Source organism: Burkholderia sp. Bp9004 (assembly GCF_003858025.1).
In the GTDB taxonomy this organism is placed as follows: domain Bacteria; phylum Pseudomonadota; class Gammaproteobacteria; order Burkholderiales; family Burkholderiaceae; genus Burkholderia; species Burkholderia diffusa.
The window spans coordinates 35997-58601 of record NZ_QTQD01000009.1 but is presented as its reverse complement, the minus strand read 5'-3'; the positions used below and the strand labels follow the sequence as shown (position 1 = coordinate 58601).

General features: G+C 69.1%; 16 protein-coding genes. 9 read left to right on the top strand and 7 right to left on the bottom strand.

Annotated elements, in window-relative coordinates:
• Positions 1 to 113 precede the first annotated feature (113 nt).
• Positions 114 to 1307, bottom strand: a complete 1194-nt coding sequence (locus DIE08_RS12685) for an ammonium transporter (protein ID WP_124623226.1) — start codon at positions 1305 to 1307, stop codon at positions 114 to 116.
• A 243-nt stretch (positions 1308 to 1550) separates the two neighbouring features.
• Positions 1551 to 1886 (bottom strand): hypothetical protein, encoded by a 336-nt coding sequence (locus DIE08_RS12680; RefSeq protein WP_124902076.1) that lies wholly within the window; start codon positions 1884 to 1886, stop codon positions 1551 to 1553.
• Between the two features lie 193 nt (positions 1887 to 2079).
• On the opposite strand from DIE08_RS12680, the gene DIE08_RS12675 reads away from it, so the two are divergent.
• The 4 genes from DIE08_RS12675 to DIE08_RS12660 all read left to right on the top strand — a co-directional run bounded on the left by DIE08_RS12675 (position 2080) and on the right by DIE08_RS12660 (position 4590).
• Positions 2080 to 2508 (top strand): hypothetical protein, encoded by a 429-nt coding sequence (locus DIE08_RS12675; RefSeq protein WP_124902075.1) that lies wholly within the window; start codon positions 2080 to 2082, stop codon positions 2506 to 2508.
• Between the two features lie 91 nt (positions 2509 to 2599).
• Positions 2600 to 3055 carry an Rrf2 family transcriptional regulator gene (locus DIE08_RS12670; RefSeq protein ID WP_124902074.1) on the top strand — a complete coding sequence of 152 codons (456 nt, stop codon included), beginning with the start codon at positions 2600 to 2602 and terminating at the stop codon, positions 3053 to 3055.
• A gap of 136 nt (positions 3056 to 3191) precedes the next feature.
• Entirely contained in the window at positions 3192 to 3833 is a 642-nt protein-coding gene (locus tag DIE08_RS12665; RefSeq protein WP_124902073.1) for an NAD(P)-dependent oxidoreductase, read from the top strand.
• Between the two features lie 286 nt (positions 3834 to 4119).
• The gene (locus DIE08_RS12660; RefSeq protein ID WP_006754321.1) at positions 4120 to 4590 is read left to right on the top strand and encodes an Lrp/AsnC family transcriptional regulator; all 471 of its coding nucleotides are present in this window, start codon (positions 4120 to 4122) and stop codon (positions 4588 to 4590) included.
• 80 nt (positions 4591 to 4670) lie between these two features.
• On the opposite strand, the gene DIE08_RS12655 is transcribed toward DIE08_RS12660, so the two are convergent.
• From DIE08_RS12655 to DIE08_RS12645, 3 genes are read right to left on the bottom strand one after another with little or no spacing between them, the layout of a single operon-like run.
• Positions 4671 to 5444 carry an ABC transporter ATP-binding protein gene (locus DIE08_RS12655; protein WP_124623220.1) on the bottom strand — a complete coding sequence of 258 codons (774 nt, stop codon included), beginning with the start codon at positions 5442 to 5444 and terminating at the stop codon, positions 4671 to 4673.
• A gap of 4 nt (positions 5445 to 5448) precedes the next feature.
• The gene (locus tag DIE08_RS12650; RefSeq protein ID WP_124902072.1) at positions 5449 to 7125 is read right to left on the bottom strand and encodes an iron ABC transporter permease; all 1677 of its coding nucleotides are present in this window, start codon (positions 7123 to 7125) and stop codon (positions 5449 to 5451) included.
• Complete coding sequence (locus DIE08_RS12645; RefSeq protein WP_124902071.1) at positions 7115 to 8158, bottom strand: Fe(3+) ABC transporter substrate-binding protein; 1044 nt, start codon at positions 8156 to 8158, stop codon at positions 7115 to 7117. Before DIE08_RS12645 ends, DIE08_RS12650 begins: the two co-directional genes overlap by 11 nt.
• Before the next feature lie 242 nt (positions 8159 to 8400).
• Between DIE08_RS12645 and DIE08_RS12640 the strand changes: the two genes are divergently transcribed.
• A complete protein-coding gene (locus DIE08_RS12640) occupies positions 8401 to 8562 on the top strand; it encodes a hypothetical protein (protein ID WP_011884072.1) in 162 nt (53 codons plus the stop codon).
• A gap of 160 nt (positions 8563 to 8722) precedes the next feature.
• On the opposite strand, the gene DIE08_RS12635 is transcribed toward DIE08_RS12640, so the two are convergent.
• Together DIE08_RS12635 and DIE08_RS12630 are read right to left on the bottom strand one after the other, a co-directional pair.
• A complete protein-coding gene (locus DIE08_RS12635; RefSeq protein WP_059603412.1) occupies positions 8723 to 10090 on the bottom strand; it encodes an amino acid permease in 1368 nt (455 codons plus the stop codon).
• 297 nt (positions 10091 to 10387) lie between these two features.
• Complete coding sequence (locus DIE08_RS12630) at positions 10388 to 12679, bottom strand: FUSC family membrane protein (RefSeq protein ID WP_124902070.1); 2292 nt, start codon at positions 12677 to 12679, stop codon at positions 10388 to 10390.
• Between the two features lie 181 nt (positions 12680 to 12860).
• Between DIE08_RS12630 and recC the strand changes: the two genes are divergently transcribed.
• The 4 genes from recC to arfB are packed head-to-tail and all read left to right on the top strand — an operon-like array spanning position 12861 to position 22574.
• On the top strand, positions 12861 to 16199 hold the full coding sequence (recC, locus tag DIE08_RS12625; RefSeq protein WP_124902069.1) for an exodeoxyribonuclease V subunit gamma: 3339 nt from the start codon (positions 12861 to 12863) through the stop codon (positions 16197 to 16199).
• Positions 16196 to 19912: an exodeoxyribonuclease V subunit beta gene (gene recB / locus DIE08_RS12620; protein ID WP_124902068.1), complete on the top strand. Its 3717-nt coding sequence runs from the start codon at positions 16196 to 16198 to the stop codon at positions 19910 to 19912. The genes recC and recB overlap by 4 nt, the downstream gene beginning before the upstream one ends.
• A complete protein-coding gene (locus DIE08_RS12615; RefSeq protein ID WP_124902067.1) occupies positions 19909 to 22173 on the top strand; it encodes an AAA family ATPase in 2265 nt (754 codons plus the stop codon). Before recB ends, DIE08_RS12615 begins: the two co-directional genes overlap by 4 nt.
• Positions 22170 to 22574, top strand: coding sequence for an alternative ribosome rescue aminoacyl-tRNA hydrolase ArfB (arfB, locus tag DIE08_RS12610; RefSeq protein WP_124902066.1), 405 nt, complete (start codon positions 22170 to 22172; stop codon positions 22572 to 22574). Before DIE08_RS12615 ends, arfB begins: the two co-directional genes overlap by 4 nt.
• Positions 22575 to 22605: the final 31 nt, after the last annotated feature.

The following is a 22605-nucleotide window of genomic DNA, read 5'->3' as shown; positions in this document are numbered from 1 at the left end:
ACTGGACCGAAGTTTAGGGGCGCTCGATGAAAGTTTTTTGAATTGAAAACGTAATGATGCGTTGGGCGTCCGTCAGGCGGGCTGCCGGACGCCGATCGGACGCGTATTCGCGCTCAGTCGCGCTCGGGCGTCGCCGAGATGCGATGGATCGACAGGTCGGCGCCGTCGAATTCGGCTTCGCGCTCGAGGCGCAGCCCGACGGTCGCCTTCAGCGCGCCGTACACGAGCGTGCCGCCCGCGGTGGCGATCGCGATGCCGCCGAGCGTGCCGATGAGTTGCGACATGAACGACACGCCGCCGAGGCCGCCGAACGCGGGTTGCCCGAACACACCGGCCGCGATGCCGCCGAGCGCGCCGCACATTCCGTGCAGCGGCCACACGCCGAGCACGTCGTCGATGCGCCACTTGTTCTGCACGCAGGTGAACATCGCGACGAACAGTGCGCCGGCTGCCGCGCCGGTGACGAGCGCACCGATCGGGTGCATCACGTCGGAGCCCGCGCAGACCGCGACGAGGCCCGCGAGCGGGCCGTTGTACGTGAAGCCCGGATCGTTGCGGCCGGCCATCCACGCGGCGAGCGTGCCGCCGACCATCGCCATCAGCGAGTTCACGGCGACCAGGCCGCTGATCTTGTCGAGCGTCTGCGCGCTCATCACGTTGAAGCCGAACCAGCCGACCGCGAGCACCCACGCGCCGAGTGCGAGAAACGGAATGTTCGACGGCGGGTGCGCGGCGATCCGGCCGTCCTTCGCATAGCGGCCGTGGCGTGCGCCGAGCAGCAGCACGGCCGGCAGCGCGACCCAGCCGCCGAACGCATGCACGACGACCGAGCCCGCGAAATCGTGGAACGGCGCGCCGAAGGCATGCGTGAGCCAGCCCTGCACGCCGAAGCGTTCATTCCATGCGATCCCTTCGAAGAACGGATAGATGAAGCCGACGATGATCAGCGTCGCGACGAGCTGAGGATTGAATTTCGCGCGTTCGGCGATGCCGCCGGACACGATCGCGGGAATGGCCGCCGCGAACGTCAGCAGGAAGAAGAAGCGCACGAGCGCGTAGCCGCTGTGCTGCGACAGCGTGCCGATATCGTCGAAGAACTCGACGCCGTACGCGATCGTATAGCCGATGAAGAAATACGCGAGCGTCGACACCGAGAAGTCGACCAGGATCTTCACGAGCGCGTTGACCTGGTTCTTCTTGCGGACCGTGCCGAGCTCGAGAAATGCGAAGCCCGCGTGCATCGCGAGCACCATGACGGCACCGATCAAGAGGAACAGTGTATCGACGCCGGATTTCAGACCATCCATGCCGTGGCTTCCTTGCGCAAAAAACGGGCAAGGAACGCAAATATCGAGCCAACTTGGTGAACGCGTGCGTACAAGTGGTGCGGAAGGCCGTGCGATGCGGCACGCCGGCGATGCGTGCACGGTAGCGGGGCAGGCCGCGTGTGGGCCCGGAGCCGCAGTGGGTGCACGCGCGTGGTGCGATGAGAGCTCAAATGGTGCGTGCGATGCGTGGCATGGTGCGCCACGATGCACCGGTCTGGCGCGTCAGCGGCGGGCGAACAGCACGCGTGAGCGCCACAGCCGCAATGCGCAGGCGCACCAGTAGGCGGCGACGGTGGTGAGCCCGAGTGCGGCAAATGCGAGCGCCGCGAAGCCGGCGTGCGACTGGCCGTCGCCGTCGGGGCCAAGGATGCCCTGCGCGACGATCAGCGCGGCCGTCCAGAAACCGATCACAGCCTGAACGAGCAGGCGAGCGCACGCCACGCGGCGCGGGCGCCCGGCTGCACGCAGGCGCGGCGCGGACGGTGAACGAAGGCACAGGAACAAGGTGGTGGCGAGCGCGGCGGCCAGCGCGATGAACCAGTCGATGAGGAAAGCCATGAAGAAACGGGAAGCAGACGGAGCGGATTGAAGCCTGCCCACTTTAGTCTCGGCACGCCTGCAATTGAATCAGACAAATCCGAAATTGAAAGGCATTTTTAATCACGAGTCGTCATTGGCCCTGTTCCACAGGCGGTATCATCGACGCTGGTTCAACCATTCAGGCCGTGCTGCGCACGGCCGGAGATCGCTGATGAAGATGAAGACTTGGCCGGCGCGTTGCGTGCCCGGGTCCGTGCTGGCGGCCGCGGCCGTCGGTGCGGTGCTGTTGCTCGCAGGCTGCGAGAAGTCCGGCACGCCGGCCACGCAACCCGATACGGCCGCCAGCGCGGCCGCCGATGCCGCCAACAACGCGGCCAAGGCGCTCGATCAGGTGGCGAGCACCGTCAACCAGCAGATCAATGCCGCGAAGGCCGGCATTGCGAGCGCGGCCTCGGCCGTGCCGCCGCTGTCGGCGAGCGGCCTTGCGTCCGCCGCGCAGGCGCAGATCGATGCGGCCGCTTCCGCCGTCGTCGCACACGCGGCATCGGAAGCGGGCGCGAAGATGGCGGAGGCCGGCAAGAAGCTCCAGCAGTGGAGCCAGCAGAACGCCTCGGGTGCGAAGCCGGCCAGCGGCGAGTGAAGGGCCCTTGCGGAATCTTCAATATGTAATTATCATGGTTACACATTGTCGCCGGCTGCCGTTCGAGCCGGCGTCACCGAGAGAGTGAGGAATGAATACCAGCAGCCGGTTCGCGTTTGCCGTTCATGTGCTTGCGTTGCTGTCGATGCAGGAAGGTGCGCCGCTGTCGTCCGACATCATCGCGGGTAGCGTGAACACGAATCCGGCGCTGATTCGCCGTCTGCTGTCGATGCTGGCGGCCGCGGGGCTGACCACGTCACAGCTCGGCGCGGGCGGCGGCGCGCTGCTGGCGCGCGAGCCCGGCGAGATTACGTTGCTCGACGTGTACCGCGCGGTCGACGATGCGCAGCTGTTCGCGCTGCATCGTGAGGCGCCGAATCCCGCGTGTCTCGTCGGGCGGCACATCCAGGGCGTGCTGCTCGACTATATCGGCGACGCGCAGCGCGCGATGGAAGCATCGCTTGGCACACGCACGCTCGCGGACGTCACGGCCGACGTGCTCGAATCGGAGCAGCGCAGCCGGCCGGCGGGAAGCGCCGGCGGGTGATCGCGGGCAATGGATGATGCCGGGCAGGAGGCCGGGTGACGCGCATGCGCGGCGACCGGCACGACGGAGTGTTGCTCCGTTTTTTTTCGGTCTTATATGTAATCATTGTAGTTACTTTTATTTCTGGAGAATCGACATGACGCAACGTACCTTGAACATCGCACTGTTCGGCGCCACCGGGATGATCGGCTCGCGCATCGCCGCGGAAGCCGTGTGCCGCGGCCATCGCGTGACCGCGCTGTCGCGCCACCCGGGCGCGGCCGGCGACGGCATCACCGCGAAGGCCGCCGACCTGTTCGATGCGGCCAGCATCGCGGCCGCGCTGCCGGGCCACGACGTCGTCGCGAGCGCGTACAGCCCGAAGCAGGACGATCCCGCGAAGATCGTCGCCGCGGCGAAGGCGCTGGTGGAAAGCACGCGCCAGGCGGGCCTGAAGCGGCTCGTGGTGGTGGGGGGCGCCGGTTCGCTCGAAGTTGCGCCGGGCAAGCAGCTGGTCGACACCGAAGGTTTCCCGGACGCGTACAAGGCGGTCGCGCTCGCGCACCGCGATGCGCTCGATTACCTTGAAACGGTCGTCGATCTCGACTGGACGTTCTTCGCGCCCGCGGCCCTGATCGCGCCGGGCGAGCGCACCGGCACGTTCCGCACGGGCGTGGGCAAGCTGATCGTGGACGCAGAGGGCAACAGCAGGATCTCGGCCGAAGACTATGCGGTCGCGTTCGTCGACACGCTCGAGCAACACGGCTTCGTGCGCGAGATCGCGACGGTCGCGTATTGAGCGATCTCACGGCGACGCGGCGCGCAGGCGCCGTATTCGTCGTGAGCGGCTGGCCAGGCAGCGCAGGCGCAGCGACTTCAGGCGATTCCACCTCGACGGGTGGAATCGCCTGTTTCGTCTGGTGTGCCGATGATCGATGGACCGCTGCGCACGGGATCGTGCGTGATGCGGATTCTTCCCGGCCTGATTGGTATTTATCCCGGTCGACGCCGCGCAGCGGTTTCCATATTGTTCCCCGTCATGCAGGATGCATAGAAAAAATTTCTATCTACGAGGGACTGGGTAAATGGATGCCATCGATCGCAAACTGCTTGAGCTGTTGCAGGCAGATGCCACCTTGCCGATCGCGGAGCTCGCGCAGCGCGTGAACCTGTCGCAGACGCCGTGCTGGAAGCGCGTGCAGCGGCTCAAGGAAACCGGCGCGATCCGTGCGCAGGTCGCGCTGTGCGATCCGCGCAAGCTCGGTGTCGGCACGACCGTGTTCGTCGCGATCCGCACGAACCAGCACACCGAGGAGTGGGCGCAGCGCTTCACGCAGGCCGTGCGCGACATGCCGGAAGTCGTCGAGGTCTATCGGATGAGCGGCGAGACCGACTATCTGCTGCGGGTCGTGGTGGCCGGCATCGACGATTACGATCGCGTGTACAAGCAACTGATCCGCGCGGTGCCGCTGTTCGACGTGAGCTCGTCGTTCGCGATGGAGCAGATCAAGTATTCGACCGCGCTGCCGGTGCGCGATCTGTCCGAGCCGGCATAGCGCGCGGGACGGCAACGGATCGCGTCGGTGCGCACGGATGTTACGTGTGTGCGCCGCCAATACGCGCCATTGTCGCCCGGTCAGCGGCCGCGCGACAGCGCGCGTGCGCGTTCGTCCGCCAGCGCGTCGCGGCGCACGAACTCCGCGACGAACGGACTGGCCGGATGGTGGTGCAGCGCGTACGGCGTGTCCCATTGCGCGAGCTGGCCATCCTTCATCACGCCGATCCGGTCGGCGATCGCGAATGCTTCCGCCTGATTGTGCGTGACGAGGATCGCGGTGTGACCCGTGCGCTTCAGGATGTCGCGCAGCTCGAACGCGAGCCGCTCGCGTGTATCGACGTCCAGATTCGAGAATGGCTCGTCGAGCAGCAGCAGCTCCGGTGACGGCGCGAGCGCACGGGCGAGGGCGACGCGCTGCTGCTGGCCGCCCGACAGTTCGTGTGGATACGCGTCGCCGGAAGCGGCGAGCCCGACCAGCTCGAGCATGTCCGCGACGCGCGCGCGCCGCTCGGCCTTCGGCATGCGCCGCAGTCCGAACGCGACGTTGTCGGCCGCACTCAGGTGCGGGAACAGCGCGTAGTCCTGGAACATCATCCCGATGCGCCGCCGCTCGGGCGGCACGTCGAGCGACGGCGCCGCGACGGGCGTGCCGTCCAGCACGATGCGTCCCATGCGTACGGGCTCGAAGCCCGCGATCGCGCGCAGCACGGTGGTCTTGCCGCAGCCCGATGCGCCGAGCAGGCAGCCGATATCGCCGCGCGGCAGCGCGAGGCTCAGCCCGTCGACCACCGTGCGGCGGCCGTGCGGCGTGTCATAGGCGACGCAGAGGTCGTCGAGTTCGAGCAGATTCACGGTGTCAGGCTCCGATCTTGTGACGGGTGCGCGCGAGCAAGATCACGGGCACGAGCCCGGCCAGCACGATTGCGAGCGCGGCGACCGCGCCTTCCTCATAGGTGCCGCGCGCGGCCTCCGCGTACAGCCAGGTCGCGAGCGTGTCGAAATTCAGCGGGCGCAGCAGCAGTGTCGCCGGCAGCTCTTTCATCGCGTCGACGAAGACGAGCAGTGCGCTCGTCGTGAGCGCGGGCCGCAGCAGCGGCAGGTGCACGCGGCGCAGCGTGCCGCCGGCCGTCTCGCCGAGCGAGCGCGCGGCGTGTTCGAGCGACGGCGGAATGCGCGCGAGGCCGGCTTCGATGCTGCCGGCCGAGATCGCGAGAAAGCGGACGGTGTAGGCGATCACGAGCGCGGCCGCCGACCCCATCAGCAGCAGCCCGTCACGGCCGAGCGCCGCGCCGAGCAGCCGGTCGGCCGCCGCGAACGGGATCAGCAGGCCGATCGCGAGCACGGTGCCCGGCACCGCGTAGCCGAGGCTCGCGATGCGCGCGCACACGCGGGCCGGGCCCGCACGCGCGCTGTCGCGCTGCGCGCGCGCCGCCCACGAGACGACGAGCCCGCATGCGAGTGTCGCGACGGTTGCGGCGGCGGCGATCGTCAGCGTGTTCGCGAGCCCGGTCGTCAATTGAGCGGATACGCCGCCGACGAGATGCAGCCGCTTGCCGGTCTCGACCGCGAGGTATGCGGCCGGCGCGCCGAAGCCGAGCAGCACCGGCAGCCAGCCGAGCGCGGCGGCGCTCCACGCGGCCGCGCCCGTCAGCTTGCGCGGTGCGACCGGACGCATGCGTCGGCCGTGCGCGTAGCGCTGGCGACGGCGCCCGTAACGTTCGAGCACGATCATGCCGACGACGATCGCGAGCATCGCGAGCGCGATCTGCGCGGCGCCGGCGAGATCGGAGCGCGTGATCCACGTCGTGTAGACCGACACGGTGAGCGTCTGCACACCGAGGAATTCCGACGCGCCGATGTCGTTCAGCGTTTCGAGCAGCGCAAGGCTCACGCCGACGGCGATCGCGGGCCGGGCGAGCGGCACGACGACGCGCCAGAACGTCGCGATGCGTCCCGCGCCGAGCGTGCGCGCGGCTTCGAGAAGACTCGCGGACTGCGTGACGAACATTGCGCGCGTGCTCAGGTACACGTACGGATACAGCACGAAGCCGAGCACGAAGATCGCACCGGGCAGCGAGCGCAGGTCGGGCAGACGGAACTGGCGCGGGCTGTCGAAGCCGAGCAGCCAGCGGATCGCGCCCTGCACGGGGCCGATCGGGTGGAGCAGGTCGAGATAGGCGAATGCGACGATATAGGTGGGCACCGCGAGCGGCAGCAGCAGCGCCCAGGTCAGCATCCGGCGGCCGGGAAAATCGTAGGCGGTGACGAGCCACGCGCAGCCGGTGCCGACCACCGTGACGATTGCGCCGACGCCCGCGAGCAACAGCAGCGTGTTGACGAGCGCCTGCGGCAGCACGAACTCGGCGAGATGCTTCCAGTGCGCGAGATCGGCGCCGAACGCGGCGGCGACCAGCACCGCGAGCGGCGCCGCGACCGCCGCCGCGATCGCGACGGCCGCGCCCAGCCAGAGGCCGCCCGCGCGCGAACGGAGCGGCCGGCGGCGCGTGCGGACGAACGTTGCGTCAGTTGTCAAAGCCGACCTTGTCGACGAGCTGGCTGGCCGCCTTGCGGTGCTTCGCGATGTCGGTCAGCGGAAGCGGGTCGACCTTCAGCGTGCCGAAGCTCGCGATCACCGGGTCGAGCTTCACGTTCGCGCGCACCGGATATTCGTAGTTCGCCTGCGCATACAGCGCCTGCGCTTCCGGCGACACGAGGTACTCGAGCAGCTTCACCGCGTTGGCCTTGTGCGGCGCGTGCTTCGCGACCGTCGCGCCGCTGATGTTCACGTGCGTGCCGCCGCTCTTCGCGTTCGCGAACGTCGGCCGCACCACCTTGATCGCGTCGCCCCACTTGCGCGCATCGGTGCCGGGCTCTGCGTTCTTCATGTGACCGACGTAGTACGCGTTGGCCAGGCCGACGTCGCAGATGCCGCCGAGAATGTCGCGCGCGACGTCGCGGTCGCCGCCCGTCGCCTTGCGGGCAAGGTTCGCCTTCACGCCTCGCAGCCACTTTTCGGTCGCGGCTTCGCCGTCGTGCGCGATCATTGCCGCGACGAGTGCCGTGTTGTACGGATGCTGCCCCGAGCGGATGCAGACCTTGCCCTTCCATTTCGGATCGGCGAGATCCTCGTAGCGGAACGCGTCGACCTTCAGGTCCTTCTCCACGTACAGCACGCGATCGCGCAGCGACAGCGCGTACCAGTCACCCTGCGCGCCGCGCAGGTTCGCGGGGATCGCATCGTCGAGCACCTTCGAGCGCACCGGCTGCGCGAGCCCGCCGTCGACAAGGTCGAGCAGGTTGCCGATGTCGACCGTCATCAGCACGTCGGCCGGCGACTGCGCGCCTTCCGCCTTCACGCGCTCGAGCAGGCCGTCCTTCACGAACACCGTGTTGACTTTGATGCCGCTCTGTTTCGTGAACGCGTCGATGAGCGGCTGGATCAGCTTCGGTTCGCGGGTGGTGTACAGGCTCACTTCCTCGGCCGCGTGGGCGAGGGGCGCGAATGCGGCGGCGGCAAGGGCGAGGGCGCCGACGAGCGGCAGCAGGCGGGTGCGCGGATTCGACATGAAGACTCCGATGAGGCAGGCGGACGAAGAAGCGTTCCGGGGCGTGCCTGCCGCCCGAGCAACCCGAAACATTACAAAACGAAAGATTTCGGATTCTAGATCGGAATGGGAATGATTATCAAATGAAAGGTGATGGAAAGCAGGGAGGAAGGCGGGGGGAGGGGACGCTACCGGGGCGTCGCAGCGCGGGCGCAAGCGCGTAGAATGCCCGCTTCAACGAAATCGACGGAGCCGTACCGATCATGAACGATCAGCGCAAGAAGAACCCTGTCCGCAACGTGAGCATCCTGATCGTCGTGGCCGTGCTGCTCGTGATCGGGACGATCATGTATAACGCGATCTCGCAGAAGCACGCGTACGACGAGGCCCATCCGGCCGAGGCCGCGAGCGCCGCGTCGCACTGACGCCGGCGCGGATGCGCATGATCGCTGGGTGGCCCGGTCGGGCCGCCAGCGATGCGCGGAAACGGCAGGAAGCGTGGACGCGGTGCGTGGCGCGAGGCATCGCGCCGGGACGGGCGCGGGCGCCGAAGCCGGCGCGCCGCGTGGAAGGGTCAGCCGTGCGTCAACGTGACGCAGGCGCAAATTTCGGGCGGATTCGTGCGTAGAACACGGCCGCGAGCAGCACGAGCCATGCCGCGCCGACGTAGAGCGCGACGCGCGTATCTTCGAACCAGCCGAGCATCACGATCACGAAAGCCATGAACGCGATCGTCAGCGCGGGTGCGACGGGCCACAGCGGCACCTTGAACTTCAGCGCCGCGACTTCCGCGCTCGACAGGCGACGGCGCATCGCGACCTGCGACAGCAGGATCATCAGCCACACCCATACGGTCGCGAACGTCGCGATCGCCGCCACCACCAGGAACACGTCCTTCGGCATCAGGTAGTTGAGCAGCACGCCGATCAGCAGCGCGCCGGCCATCACGAGCACCGTGACCCATGGCACGCCGTGCCGCGACGTCGCCATCAGCACGCGCGGCGCCTGGCCCTGCCGCGCCATCCCGAACATCATCCGGCCCGCGCCGAAGATGTCGCTGTTGATCGCCGAGATCGCCGCGCTGATCACCACGAGGTTGAGAATGGTCGCGGCCGACTTCACGCCGAGCGCCGAGAAGATCTGCACGAACGGGCTGCCATCGCTGCCGACGCCGGTCCACGGGCTGATCGACATCAGGACGACCATCGTCAGCACGTAGAACAACAGGATGCGCGCGGGCACCGCGTTGATGGCGCGCGGAATCACGCGCTCCGGATCCTTGGCCTCGCCGGCGCTCATCCCGATCACCTCGATGCCGCCGTACGCGAAGATCACGACCGACAGCGACGCGATCAACCCGCCGATCCCGTTCGGGAAGAAGCCGCCGTGGTTCCACAGGTTCGCGAACGTCGGCACGTCGGCCGAATGGCCGAAATGCATGCCGGTCAGCAGGATCGCAACGCCGCCGCCGATCATCGCGACGATCGCGCCGACCTTGATGAGCGACAGCCAGAATTCGAGCTCGCCGAACACCTTCACATGGCACAGGTTCAGCCCGCAGATGACCGCGACGACGCCGAGCACCCAGATCCATTGAGGGACATCCGGAAACCAGAAGCCCATGTAGATGCCGAACGCGGTGATGTCGGCGATGGCGACGATCACCATTTCAAGCGTGTAGGTCCAGCCGGTGACGAAGCCCGCGAATGGGCCGAGGTTTTCGGTCGCATAGTGGCCGAACGAGCCGGCGACGGGCTCGCGCACGGCCATCTCGCCGAGCGCGCGCATCACCATGTAGACAGCCGCGCCGCCCAGGATGTAGGCCAGGATCACCGCCGGGCCCGCGAGCTGGATCGCGGACGCCGAGCCGTAGAACAGGCCGGTGCCGATCGCCGAGCCCAGCGCGAGAAAGCGGATGTGCCGCGCGCTCAGATGGCGCTGCAAGTTCTTCATTGAGTCTCCGATATCGTTATGCGACAGACCGGGCGAACGGGGCCGGCCCGGTTGGTTCAAGTTGTATATACAACTTAGGCGTGCCCGAATGATAACAAGCCTGACCATGCGACCGGAATCGGGTATTCCCTGACTGGCGCAACCGGCGCAATCGAAGGTGGGGCCATTGCGCAGCGGGCGCGTGGGCCGTAAGGGGCGTGCGGGTCATGCTTCGGGAGGGTGTTGCGGGCGCGGGGAGCGCTGCCGGCCGGCCCGCTCGTGTGTGCGGGCGGCTGGTGGCGGAACGACGTCACGGCGTCATGCGGGCAGGCGGATGACGCTCGCGTCCTTGCGGATCAGCAGCGACGACGCGAGCATCTGCTTGCACTGGTGCGCGAGCACCTTCAGGTCGTGCGTGAGCTCGGCGCCGACCGCGTCGGATTTTTCCGCGGACACGACCATCGCGTCGAGGTCGCGGGTGATCTGCTTCGTCGCGTCGAGCTGGTCGGCCGGCGGCGGTTCGCCGGCTTCTGCCTTCTCGAGGTTCTCGAGCACGGCGGACAGGCCGCGGCGCAACGCATCGTCGTGGACGATGTTCTCGTCGGCCGCACACGCGCTCCGGATCAGTGGCGCGGCGGCGGTGATCTGCGCACCGAGCACGTGGGTCTGCACGAGCAGGTCGTTCAGCTCCGGCACGAAGCGCTGGTGCGCCTTCGGCTCGATCATCATCCGCTGGAACGCCTGGCCGAGATTCGCGAACGCGATGTGCACGTCCTTGCGCGCGAGGCGGTAGCGGTAGTCGTCGTCGAGGGCGGCGGCCGGCGTCTCGATTGCCGCCGCGACGACCGGCACGACCGCCGCGCCGTCGGCGGCCGGCACGGGCGGCGGCGACACGCCGCGCCCGGCGCGCCACACTGCTTCGAAATACCTGCGTGTCGAGGTCAGCATGTCGGTGACGAGCTTGCCCATCAGCCGGTATTCCCAGTACGGGAACAGGCGGCTCGCCGCGATCGCGATCATGCAGCCGACCACCGTGTCGATCGCGCGCTCGCCGATGATCCGCATGCTGCCCGGCGCGAGCAGGTGGAACATCAGCAGCACGTAAGAAGACGTGAACACGACGCTCGCCGCGTAGTTGAACAGCAGCAGGCTGTAGCTCATCACCATCGACCCGAACATGATTGCGATCAGCAGGTGCGGTTCCTTGACCGTGTAGATCAGCGCGATGCTCGCCGCGCAGCCGATCAGCGTGCCAACGATACGCTGCGCGTTGCGCTGCTTGGTGAGCGAGTAGCCGGGCTTCAGGATGATGATGGTCGTCATCACGATCCAGTAGGCATTCGTGAGCGGTAGCAGCCGGCCGAGCCAGAAGCCGACCGCGACCGCGATCGTCACGCGCAGCGCGTGGCGAAAGCTCGGCGAGCGCATGTTCAGGTTCGAGAAGATCAGGAGCGGCGACATCCGGCGCCGCTGCAGGAAGCGCGTGAGCGCCTTGTCGATCTTCAGTTCGGTCTGCTGCGGATCGGCATGGCCCGACAGGTTGCGGCGCATCCGGTCGATCAGGCGCGTCGCGCTCCAGATGCGGCGGAAGGTCGCGAGCACGGCTGCGTAGGCTTCCGCGTTGGTGGCCGGGAAGTTCTTCTTGCGCATCAGCTCGATCTCGTACTCGATCGCGCGCAGTTCGGCCTTCACGCTGATCCGCGAATGCGGCGCGCGATTCTCGAGCACCGCGAGGCCGATTTCCTCGAGGTCGCGGGCCGCCTTGTGGATCAGGTCGCGATAGAAAATGATCAGGTCGGAGCCGCCGAACGTGTTGCGCACGAGCGGGTAGTCGGTGTGCGCGCCGACGAACAGCTCGTGCAGGTCGACGCTGTTGATGAACAGGTTGTACATCATCGTGCGGCCGGGGTCGAGCTTGCCGCGGCGCAGCTTCGGCAGGTTGCGCAGCACGATGTCGCGCGCGGTTTCCTGGGTTTCGACCGCGGTGATCTGCTTCGCGACGAGATTGCGATAGCACTCGTCGAGATCGGCATCGAGATCGTAGAATTGCGCACGGGCGAGCAGGTAGTCGGCGCATGCGAACAGGCTTTCGGCGAGCGCCTGCTGTTCGATCCGGCGCGCCTGCCATTGCGACACGAGCGTCGCCCAGTACGTGTACCAGAGGCCGCCGGCGAGAATCCAGCCGGCATTGACGAACGCTTGCAGCGGCGTGAAATTCTCCTCGAGCGTCATCACCATCATGAACAGCGTCGCGAAGCTGATCTGCGGCCAGCGGTTGCCGTAGACGACGATCAGCGACAGCACGAACGTGAGCGGCACGATCGTCAGCCACAGCGCGAAGATGTTCGGCGTGGCGAGGCCTGTCGCGAGCGCGGCCAGGAAGCCGATCACGCTGCACGCGAGCATTTCGTTGTGCTTGTACTTCAGCGGGCCAGGCATGTCGACGACGCACGCGCCGAGCGCACCGGTCGAGATCGTGAAGCCGAGCTCCCGGTTGTGAAACACGATCAGGCACAGCACGGCCGGCAGCGATACGCCGACCGCGATCCGCAGGCCGCCGAAAAAGTACTGGCTGTAGAAAAACTTTCTGATTTCGACCGAATAGCGCATCGATGGGCTGAATGACAGACGAAGACGCCCGGGGCGTCGTAATGACTGGCGACGAGTCTATCGTATTTCGCGGTCCGCAAAACCTGGCCTTTCGGACGAGGTTCGCCGCGACGGCCCTTTTGCTATCCTTGGTGCTCCCGTTCGCACGGCCTGGCCGGCGCGAGGCTCCGACACCCGCTTCATGCTCCATCTCTTCTATTCGAACCGTCACGAAACGCTGGCCGACGCGCTGCTCGACGACCTGGCCGCGTTCCCGGCCCGCAACGGCCCGTGGGCGCCGCAACAGGTCATCGTACCGAGCGCGGCGCTTCGCCGCCGTCTGGAACTCGACATCGCCGCGCGCCACGGCGTGTGCGCGAACGTCGAGTTCACGTATCTCGCGCAGTGGCTGTGGGCGCAGATCGGCCGCGTGCTGACGGTGCCCGCGCGCTCGCCGTTCGCACCCGATCGCCTCGTGTGGCGCTGCTACCGGCTGTTCGCACAGGGCGCGGGCAGCGCGCCGTGGCTCGCGTCGCCGCGGCTGGCTGCGTATCTGTCGGCGTCCGACGACGCGATGCGCTACGAGCTCGCACAGCGCGTCGCGGCCGTGCTCGATCATTACCTGACCTATCGGCCCGAATGGCTGGCCGCATGGCAGGCCGGCGAGTCGGTGCTCGCGGGCGACGCCGCGCCGCGCGGAATCAGCGATGCCGCACGGGACGACGAGCACTGGCAGGCGGCGCTGTGGCGTGCGCTGCTCGCGGAGCTGAGCGACAGCGGCACGCCACCCGCGCATCGCTTCCTCGTGGAGGCGCGCAACCTCGATCTCGAGACCGTCGCGCGTGCCGACTGGCCGGAATCGGTCAGCGTGTTTGCGCTGCCGACGATGCCGCCGCTGCACGTCGCGTTGCTGCGCGAGCTGTCGCGCTGGATCGACGTGCGCGTCTATGCGCTCAATCCGTGCCGCGAATTCTGGTTCGACATCGTCACCGCCGCGCATGCCGAAGCGCTCGATGCGGCCGGCCGGCTCGACTATCAGGAAGTCGGCCATCCGCTGCTCGCGGAGTGGGGCCGGCAGACGCAGGCGCAGCTGCACATGCTGCACGAACTGACTGAAAGCGCCGCGTCGGGCGATGCGTCGCGTTTCGTCGGGAATCCCGCGCCGACCTGGCTCGCGCGCGTGCAGAACGCCATCCTCGACCTGCAACCGGAGGCCGAGCTCGGCGAAGCGCCGGCCGAGCGCGGGATCGAGGTGCACGTGTGCCACAGCCTCGCGCGCCAGCTCGAGGTGCTGCATGACCGCCTGCTCGCGTGGTTCGATGCGGACGCGACACTGCAGCCGTCCGATGTGCTCGTGGCGGTCGCCGATCTCGCGGCGGCCGGGCCACTGATCGATGCCGTGTTCGGAACGGCGGGCGCCGGCGGCGCGCGCGTGCCTTACCGGATCACCGGCCTGCCGCCGTCGCAGGCGAACCCGGTCGCGCGCGTGCTGCTGGAATGGCTCGCGTTGCCGGAGCGGCAGGTCGGCGCGCCTGAGTTGGTCGAATGGCTGCGCGTCGACGCGGTGGCGGCCCGTTACGGCATCGACGCAACCGCGCTCGAGACGGTTCAGACCTGGCTCGCGGCCGCAGGCGCGCGGCGCGGCCTGTCGCCGACGGTGAGCGACGATGCGGCGGTGCCTGCGCCGCGCCATACGTTTTCCGATGCGCTCGCGCGGCTCTTCCTCGGCTATGCGATGCCCGAAGGCGCGGCACCGGTCGGCGCGTGGCTGCCTATCGAGGCGGCGACCGGCAGCGAGGCCGAACTGCTCGGCCGGCTCGCGCGCTTCACCGACGATCTCGACGGCTTCTCGCGACGGCTCGCCGACGCGCACACGCCGCGCGCCTGGAGCGAACTGTTCGCCGACACGCTCGCGCGGTTCTTCGACTCCGGTGCCGCATATGCCGATGCGCTGTCGGGTGTGCGCGACGCGCTCGACGCGATGCTCGCCGCGATGACGGAAGGCGCGCCCGACGAAGCCTTGCCCGCGGCCGTCGTACGCGCGGGGCTGGCAGCCGCGCTCGACGATCCGGCGCGCGGCGGGGTGCCGTGGGGCGGCGTCACGTTCTCGTCGCTGACGAGCCTGCGCGGGCTGCCATACCGCGTCGTGTGCCTGCTCGGCATGGACGACGGCGTGCTGCCGAGCCTCGCTCGCGCGGACGAGTTCGACCTGATGGCCGTGTTGCCGAAGCTCGGCGACCGGCAGCGCCGCGACGACGAACGCAACCTGTTCCTCGACCTGCTGCTCGCCGCGCGCGACCGGCTGCTGATTGCCTATACGGGGCGCAGCATTCGCGACAACGCGCCGTTGCCGCCCGCAGCGCTCGTCGACGAATTGCTCGACCATCTCGCGCTCGTCACGGCCGGCGCGGACGCCCCGCCGGACGCCGTCGATGCCGCGCGGCGCTCGTTCGTCGTCGAACATCCGCTGCAACCGTTCGCGGCCGAGTATTTCCGGCCCGGCAGCGAACTGGCTTCGTACGACGCCGAGCGCGCGACGCTCGCGGCACTGCTGGCGGCCGAATCCGCACGCGATGCCACGCGCGAGCAGCCGTTCTTCGCGCAACCGCTGCCGGCCGAGCCGGTCGAGCCCGTCGCGTTCAGCGAATTCGAGCGGTTCTGGCGGCATCCGGCCCGCGCGCTGCTGCGCGCGCGGCTCGGCATCGTGCTGGCCGACGCGCAGGCCGAACTGCTCGATACGGAGCCGTTCGCACTCGACTTCGCGGGCAGCGACGCGCTCGCCGAGCGCCTGCTGCCGCTTTTGATCGAATCGGATGAAGGCGGCGTGCACGATCACGCGCTGCGCATCGCGGACGCCAGCCCGGAGCTGCCGGGCGGCGCGACAGGCGCCGTCTGGCGCGACCAGGCGCTCGGCTCGATGACGCAGCTTGCGTCGAACGTGCGGCGTGCGCTGGCCGACGGCATGGAACGGCGGCCATTCACGCTCGCGATCGCGCCTGCATGGCCCGACACCGAACAGGCGCTGTTCGGTGCCGATGACGCGATGCTGTCGGGCGATGCGGTGAGCGCGCCGCTCGAGTTGCACGGCACGCTGAACCGGCTGACGCCGGCGGGCCAGATCATCTATCGCTATGCACGGCCGAGCGCGCGCGACTACCTGTCCGCGTGGCTCGCGCACCTCGTCTACTGCGCGGTGGAGCCCGACGGCCCGCGCCGCACGCTGTGGTTCGGCAGCGGCGGCGCGTTCGAACTCACGCCGGTCGCGGCACCGCTCGAGCGCCTCGCGCCGCTCGCCGCGCTGTTTCGCGCGGGGCGGCGCATGCCGCTGCGGTTCTTCCCGCGCAGTGCGTGGGCGCGCATTTCCGACGGCGAGGCGAAGGCCGCGAGCGTCTGGATCAACGAGCGCGTGGTGAGCGAAGCCGACGATCCGGCGATCGCGATCGCGTGGCGCGGCGCACATCCGTCGCTCGACGAGCCGTTCGGCACGCTCGCCCGGCTCGTGTTCGAGCCGATGCTGGAACATCTGAAGGAGGTCGCATGAGCGCCGCATCCCAGCCGCAGGCGGCGCTCGAACTCGACGTGTTCGCGTGTCCGCTCGACGGCGTCAACCAGATCGAGGCGTCGGCCGGTACCGGCAAGACGTGGAACATTTGCGCGCTTTACGTGCGCCTGCTGCTGGAGAAGGATCTCGGCGCGGACGAAATCCTCGTCGTGACCTTCACGAAGGCGGCGACGGCCGAACTGCACGAGCGGATCCGCGGGCGGCTGGCGCAACTCGCGCATGCGCTCGATACCGATGACGACGGCGGCGATCCGTTCGTCGCGCGCCTGCTCGAGACGACGCTCGGCGAAGCCGGCGCGCTCGACCCCGAGACCGCCGCGAAGCGGATCCGGCGAGCGCTACGCTCATTCGACCAGGCGGCGATCCACACGATCCACGCGTTCTGCCAGCGTGCGCTGCAGGAGGCACCGTTCGCGGCCGCGATGCCGTTCGCGTTCGAGATGCAGGCCGACGATGCGGCGCTGCGCTTCGAGCTCGCGGCGGACTTCTGGCGCACGCGCGTCGAGCCGATGGCCGCGCGCTGGCCCGGCTTCGCGACGTGGCTCGTCGATTCGGGCGCGGGCCCGGCCGCGCTCGACGCCCAGCTCGCGCGGCGGCTGAAGAAGCCGCTCGCCGCGCTGCGCTGGGACGGCGTCGTCGAACCGGACGCATCGGCGGAGGCCGCTGCCGTCGAATGCTTCGCGGAGGCCGCGCGGATGTGGGCCGACGAGCGGGATGCGATCGACGCATTGCTGCGCACCGCGCAGCCCGTGCTCAATCAGCGTTCGCACAAGCCCGACGCGGTTGCCGATGCGCTCGGCGCGTGGTCCGCGCATTTCGCGCAAGGCAACGCGGCTGCCGCGATACCGAAGGCGGCGCTCAAGCTCACCCGCACCGCGCTCGCGAAGGCGACGAAAAAGGGCGGCGCGACCCCCGAACACCCGTTCTTCGACGTGGCCGACGCGCTCGAAGCGGCGGTGGCCGCCGCCGAGGCCGCGCAACGCGCGCGCTGGCTCGCGCTGGTCGCCGACTGGCTCGACACAGCGCCGGGCGAGCTGGCCGAACGCAAGCGTACGCGCCGCGTCGTGTCGTTCGACGATCTGCTGGCGAACCTGTATCACGCGTTGCACGCGCATCCGTGGCTCGCCGAGACGCTGCGCGCGCGCTATCCGGCCGCGCTGATCGACGAATTCCAGGATACGGACCCGCTGCAGTTCGCGATCTTCAACAGGATCTTCGCACCGGGCGGGCCGCTCTTTCTCGTCGGCGATCCGAAGCAGGCCATTTACAGCTTCCGCGCGGCGGATCTGCATACGTATCTCGCCGCGCGGGCAGGCGCGAGCGCGTGCTACACGCTCGCGGTCAACCAGCGCTCGACACCGGCGATCGTCGATGCGTGCAACCGCTTCTTCATGTCGAACCCGCGTGCGTTCGTGCTCGACGGGCTCGACTATTACGCGGTGCGCGCCGGCACGCGCGTGCGCGCACCGTTCGTCGACGGAACCGATCCTGGCCCATCCGGCGATTTCCGGATCTGGGCGCTGCCGGGCGGCGACGGCACGCTGCTCAAGCGCGACGCGCAGGCACAGGCCGCCCAGGCGTGCGCGGCCGAGATCGCACGGCTGATGCGCGGCGCGCGCGAAGGACATGTGCGGCTCGGCGATACGCCGCTGTCGCCGGGCGACGTCGCGGTGCTGGTGCAGACGCACCGGCAGGGCAGCCTCGTGAAACGCGTGCTCGCCACGTGGGGCATCGGCAGCGTCGAACTCGCGCAGGCGTCCGTGTTTTCGACCGGCGATGCGGAGCAGCTCGAGCGCGTGCTTGCAGCGATCGATGCGCCGGGCGACCTGCGGCGCTTGCGTGCGGCGCTGGCCGCCGACTGGTTCGGCCTCGATGCGGGGGCGCTGTGGCGGATGGAGCAGGGCGACGGCGATGTGTCGCGCGCAGCGGCCGACGGTGCGGACGCGATGAGCTGGGTCGAGCGCTTCTCGCGCTATCGGCTGTTGTGGCGCGAACGCGGCTTCGCGGTGATGTGGCGCACGTTCACGCGCGAGCTGCGGGTCGCCGAGCGGCTGATGGCCGGCGCCGACGGCGAACGCCGCGTGACCGACATCAACCACCTGGCCGAATTGACGCAGGCGCGTGCGTCCGCGCAGCCGGGCATCGCGCCGACGCTGCGCTGGCTCGCCGCGCAACGGCTCGACGGCGGCGGCGAGGAAGCGCAACTGCGTCTCGAATCCGATCGCAACCTCGTGCAGATCGTGACCGTGCATAAGTCGAAGGGCCTCGAATATGCGGTCGTGTTCTGTCCGTTCCTGAACGACGGGGGGCTGCGCGAGCCGCCCGCGTCGGCGCTACCCGACGCGCGCGAGTATCACGACGATGCGGGCGACGCCGTGCTGCATTACGGGTGCGACGACGAAGCAGCCGAGCATGCCGCGCGCCAGGCGTTGCGCGAACAGGCGGCGGAACGCGCGCGGCTCGTCTACGTGGCGCTCACGCGCGCGGTCTATCGGTGCTATCTCGTCGCCGGGCCTTATCTGTCGTCGCGCTCGACCCGCGAGGCGCGGCGCAGCGTGCTGAACTGGCTCGTGGCCGGGGCCGGCCAGTCGTTCGACGCGTGGCTCGACGAGCCGCCCGACGAAGCGGCGCTCGACGCCGCGTGGCAAGCGCTCGCGGGCGGGCCCGTGAGCGTTGCACCGTTGCCGGTGCCGGCGCGCCGTGAGCGGCTGGCTGCCGGCCACGATGCATCGCAGACGCTCGCCGCACGCCATGCGACGCGCGTGCTGCGCGACGCGTGGCGGATGGCGAGCTTCAGTTCGCTGACCGCGTCGATGGCGCGCGAGGAGGCGGGCGTCGCGGTCGTGCCGGACGACGATCTGCGGCCCGATCACGATGCGCTTGCCGCCGTCGCGCCGGACGGCGCGCTTGCCGTGGCCGACACCGTCGCGGTCGAGGTCGAGGTCGAGCCGCCGGACGACGATATCCTCATGTTTCCGCGCGGCGCGGCAGCGGGCGAGTGTCTGCACCGCCTGTTCGAACTCAGCCGATTCACCGAGCCCGATTCGTGGCACCAGGCGGCGCTCGGCGCGCTGCATGACCGGCCAGTCGAGGCCGAGCCCGAACTCGCGACGCGCCTGCCCGCGATGATGGCGCGGCTCGTCGACGATGTCGTGCGCACGGAGCTCGTGCCGGGCATGCGGCTCGCGGATCTCGATCCCGCCAAGCGGCTCGACGAAATGGGTTTCCTGTTCCCGGCGCCATCGCTCGAGCTGGGCGCGCTGCGTCGGCTGCTGGTCGCGCACGGCTATCCGGACGTTGCGCTGGACGCGGGCGTGCTCGCCGGTTTCATCAAGGGTTTCATCGACATGATCGTCGAACACGACGGCCGCTTCTGGATCGTCGACTGGAAGTCGAACCATCTCGGCAATACGCCGGACGCTTACGGCCCGCGTGCGCTCGACGTCGCGATGGCCAATCACGCCTATCACCTGCAGGCGCTGCTCTATACGGTTGCGCTGCATCGCTATTTGCGCGGGCGGCTGCCCGACTATGACTACGACACGCATATCGCGGGCTATCTGTACCTGTTCGTGCGTGGCGTGCGGCCGGACTGGCGCAGTGCCGGCGAACCGGCCGGCGTGCATGCGCGGCGGCCCGCGCGCGAACTCGTCGACGCGCTCGACCGGATGATGGAAGGGGGCCGCGCATGAACGTGTCCGACGATACGCTCGAATTCACCGGCGGCCTCGTCGCGCGCCTGCCCGAGCCGGCTGATTTCGGTATCGCGCTCGCGGAAGGATTCGCGCGGCGCATCGGCGACCTGTCGCGCCGCGCGGGTGCACCGGCCGCGGCTGCGCGCTGGGCGGCGCGTGCCGCGTTTGCGACGAGCCGGGCGACCGCGGGCGGCCACGTATGCGTGTCGCTCGGCGCGCTCGCGCAGCGCTACGAGGAACCGCTCGACGACGTGCGCGCGGCGCTTGCCGCGAGCGGCGTGGTGGCCTTCGGCACGCTCGCGCGCGGCGACGAGCGGCCGCTGATCGTCGACCGGCACGACCATCTGTATCTGTCGCGTTATTTCGACTACGAACGTCGGCTCGCCGATGCGCTCGTCGCGCAGGCCGGCGTCGCCGCACCGGGCGACGTGCTGTCGCCCGACCGGTTGCGCGACAGTCTCGTGCGTTACTTCGGGCCCGCGACGGGCGAAGTGGACTGGCAGCGCGTCGCGGCGATCGTTGCGCTGACAGGACGCGTGACGATCGTCAGCGGCGGCCCCGGCACCGGCAAGACGACGACCGTCGTCGGCGTGCTGGCTTGTCTGCTCGACGCGCAGCCGGGATTGCGCATCGCGCTGGCGGCACCCACCGGCAAGGCTGCGCAGCGGATGCAGGAAGCGCTGCACGCGCGGGCGGGCGACCTGCCGCCGGAACTTGCCGCGCGCCTGCCCGACACGTCGTACACGCTGCATCGCCTGCTCGGCGGCGGCGGGGCGGCGGGCTTCCGCCATCATCGCGACAATCCGTTGCCGTACGACCTGATCGTGGTCGACGAGGCGTCGATGATCGACGTCGCGCTCGCCGCGCATCTGCTCGATGCGCTCGCGCCGGGCGCCCGGCTCGTGCTGCTCGGCGACAAGGATCAGCTTGCCGCGGTCGAGGCCGGCGCCGTGTTCGCCGAACTCAGCGCACGGCCGACGTTCACCGCCGCTGCGCGCACGCGCATCGCGGATGCGCTCGGGATCGACGAAGCGGCTTTCGTCGCGGCCTTGCCGGTGCCGGACGGCGAGGCGGCGGGGGGGGTTGCTGTTGCGGCCCAACCCCCGGCGTCCGCGCCATTGTCGGCGAGCGCGGCGCGCAAGCCACCGGCGCGGCGCAACGTGGATACGCGCCAGGCGTCGTTGTTCGACGACGACCCGCAGGACGAAGTGGTTTCCCCGGCGGTTTCGTCGTCACCTGCACCCGCCGGCCTCGAAGGCGCCTCCGTAGCCACCGATCCTGCGTGGATCGAGGCCGACGAGCTCGCGTGGCTCGACGCGGTCGAACTCGCGCCGCTCGATCCGGCCCATGCGCGAGGGGCGGCAACACGGGTGTCGACCACTGCAACGCGAGCCGATGACATCGCCGCCCCGTCACCCGCACCGCTCGCAGACTGCGTCGTGTGGCTCGAACGCAATTACCGCTTCGGTCTCGATTCGCCAATCGGCCGCCTGTCGCTCGCGATCCGCCGCGGCGACGTGCAGGGCGCGCTCGACGCGTTGCCGGCTGACGATGCGGCTGCCGCGTCGTTTCACGACGACGCGGGCGAGACGCTTGCGGCGTCGACGGTCGAGCGGCTCGCGCGCCGGTTCGGTGCGTACATCGATGCGTTGCGCACTGCGTTGTCCGGGCCGCAGCCCGATCCGTTGCCGTTGTTCGATGCGCTCAACCGTTTCCGGATCCTGTGCGCGACGCGCACCGGCTCACGCGGCGCCGAGCACGTCAATGCAATGGTGGCCACGCACGTGCGGCATGCCGTGCACGTGCCGCTCGCGGTCGGCGCACACTGGTTCACCGGGCGGCCGATCATGGTGACGCGCAATGACTATGCGCTCGGACTGTTCAACGGCGACATTGGTATCGCGTTGCCGGACGCGCACGGCGTGCTGCGCGTATGGTTCCGCCGCGCGGACGGCACTGCGCGCGCCGTGTCGCCCGCGGCGCTGCCGCCGCATGAGACGGCGTTCGCGCTGACCGTCCACAAGTCGCAGGGCTCCGAATTCGACGAGGCCGCGCTCGTGCTGCCGGCGTCGTTCAGCCGTGTGCTCACGCGCGAACTCGTCTACACCGCCGTCACGCGTGCGCGCACGCGCGTGCAGGTGATCGGCCCGCGGCGCGTGCTGGCGCAGGCAGTCGCGACACGTACGCAACGCGATTCGGGCCTTGCGGCCCGCGTCGACGAGGCGCTCGCGCGGCGCCGCAAGGAGACGTCGCGATGATGATCCGCTATACGCTCGATCCGGCCGAAGTCGAATGGACTGCCGTGCGCGCGCAGGGTGCCGGCGGCCAGAACGTCAACAAGGTGTCGAGCGCGATTCACCTGCGTTTCGACATCCGCGCGTCGTCGCTGCCGCCCGTCATCAAGGAACGGCTTCTCGCGCTGTCCGACCAGCGCATCACGCGCGACGGCATCGTCGTGATCAAGTCACAGGAATACCGCACCCAGGAGAAAAACCGCGAGGCGGCACTCGCGCGGCTCGATGCGTTGATCGGCAGCGTCGCGTACACGCCGCGTGCGCGGGTCGCGACACGGCCGACACGCGCATCGAAGGAGCGGCGGCTCGAACACAAGTCGCGCCGCAGCGTGGTGAAGTCCGGAAGAGGGAAGGTGATCGACTGACGAAAGAAAAGGCCGACCGGCCGGCATGGCG

What these genes read in the sequence shown, in the direction of transcription:
- DIE08_RS12685 (WP_124623226.1), bottom strand. Translation starts at nt 1,307, where the DNA reads ATGGATGGTCTGAAATCCGGCGTCGATACACTGTTCCTCTTGATCGGT.
- DIE08_RS12680 (WP_124902076.1), bottom strand. Translation starts at nt 1,886, where the DNA reads ATGGCTTTCCTCATCGACTGGTTCATCGCGCTGGCCGCCGCGCTCGCC.
- DIE08_RS12675 (WP_124902075.1), top strand. Translation starts at nt 2,080, where the DNA reads ATGAAGATGAAGACTTGGCCGGCGCGTTGCGTGCCCGGGTCCGTGCTG.
- DIE08_RS12670 (WP_124902074.1), top strand. Translation starts at nt 2,600, where the DNA reads ATGAATACCAGCAGCCGGTTCGCGTTTGCCGTTCATGTGCTTGCGTTG.
- DIE08_RS12665 (WP_124902073.1), top strand. Translation starts at nt 3,192, where the DNA reads ATGACGCAACGTACCTTGAACATCGCACTGTTCGGCGCCACCGGGATG.
- DIE08_RS12660 (WP_006754321.1), top strand. Translation starts at nt 4,120, where the DNA reads ATGGATGCCATCGATCGCAAACTGCTTGAGCTGTTGCAGGCAGATGCC.
- DIE08_RS12645 (WP_124902071.1), bottom strand. Translation starts at nt 8,158, where the DNA reads ATGTCGAATCCGCGCACCCGCCTGCTGCCGCTCGTCGGCGCCCTCGCC.
- DIE08_RS12640 (WP_011884072.1), top strand. Translation starts at nt 8,401, where the DNA reads ATGAACGATCAGCGCAAGAAGAACCCTGTCCGCAACGTGAGCATCCTG.
- DIE08_RS12635 (WP_059603412.1), bottom strand. Translation starts at nt 10,090, where the DNA reads ATGAAGAACTTGCAGCGCCATCTGAGCGCGCGGCACATCCGCTTTCTC.
- DIE08_RS12630 (WP_124902070.1), bottom strand. Translation starts at nt 12,679, where the DNA reads ATGCGCTATTCGGTCGAAATCAGAAAGTTTTTCTACAGCCAGTACTTT.
- recC (WP_124902069.1), top strand. Translation starts at nt 12,861, where the DNA reads ATGCTCCATCTCTTCTATTCGAACCGTCACGAAACGCTGGCCGACGCG.
- recB (WP_124902068.1), top strand. Translation starts at nt 16,196, where the DNA reads ATGAGCGCCGCATCCCAGCCGCAGGCGGCGCTCGAACTCGACGTGTTC.
- DIE08_RS12615 (WP_124902067.1), top strand. Translation starts at nt 19,909, where the DNA reads ATGAACGTGTCCGACGATACGCTCGAATTCACCGGCGGCCTCGTCGCG.
- arfB (WP_124902066.1), top strand. Translation starts at nt 22,170, where the DNA reads ATGATGATCCGCTATACGCTCGATCCGGCCGAAGTCGAATGGACTGCC.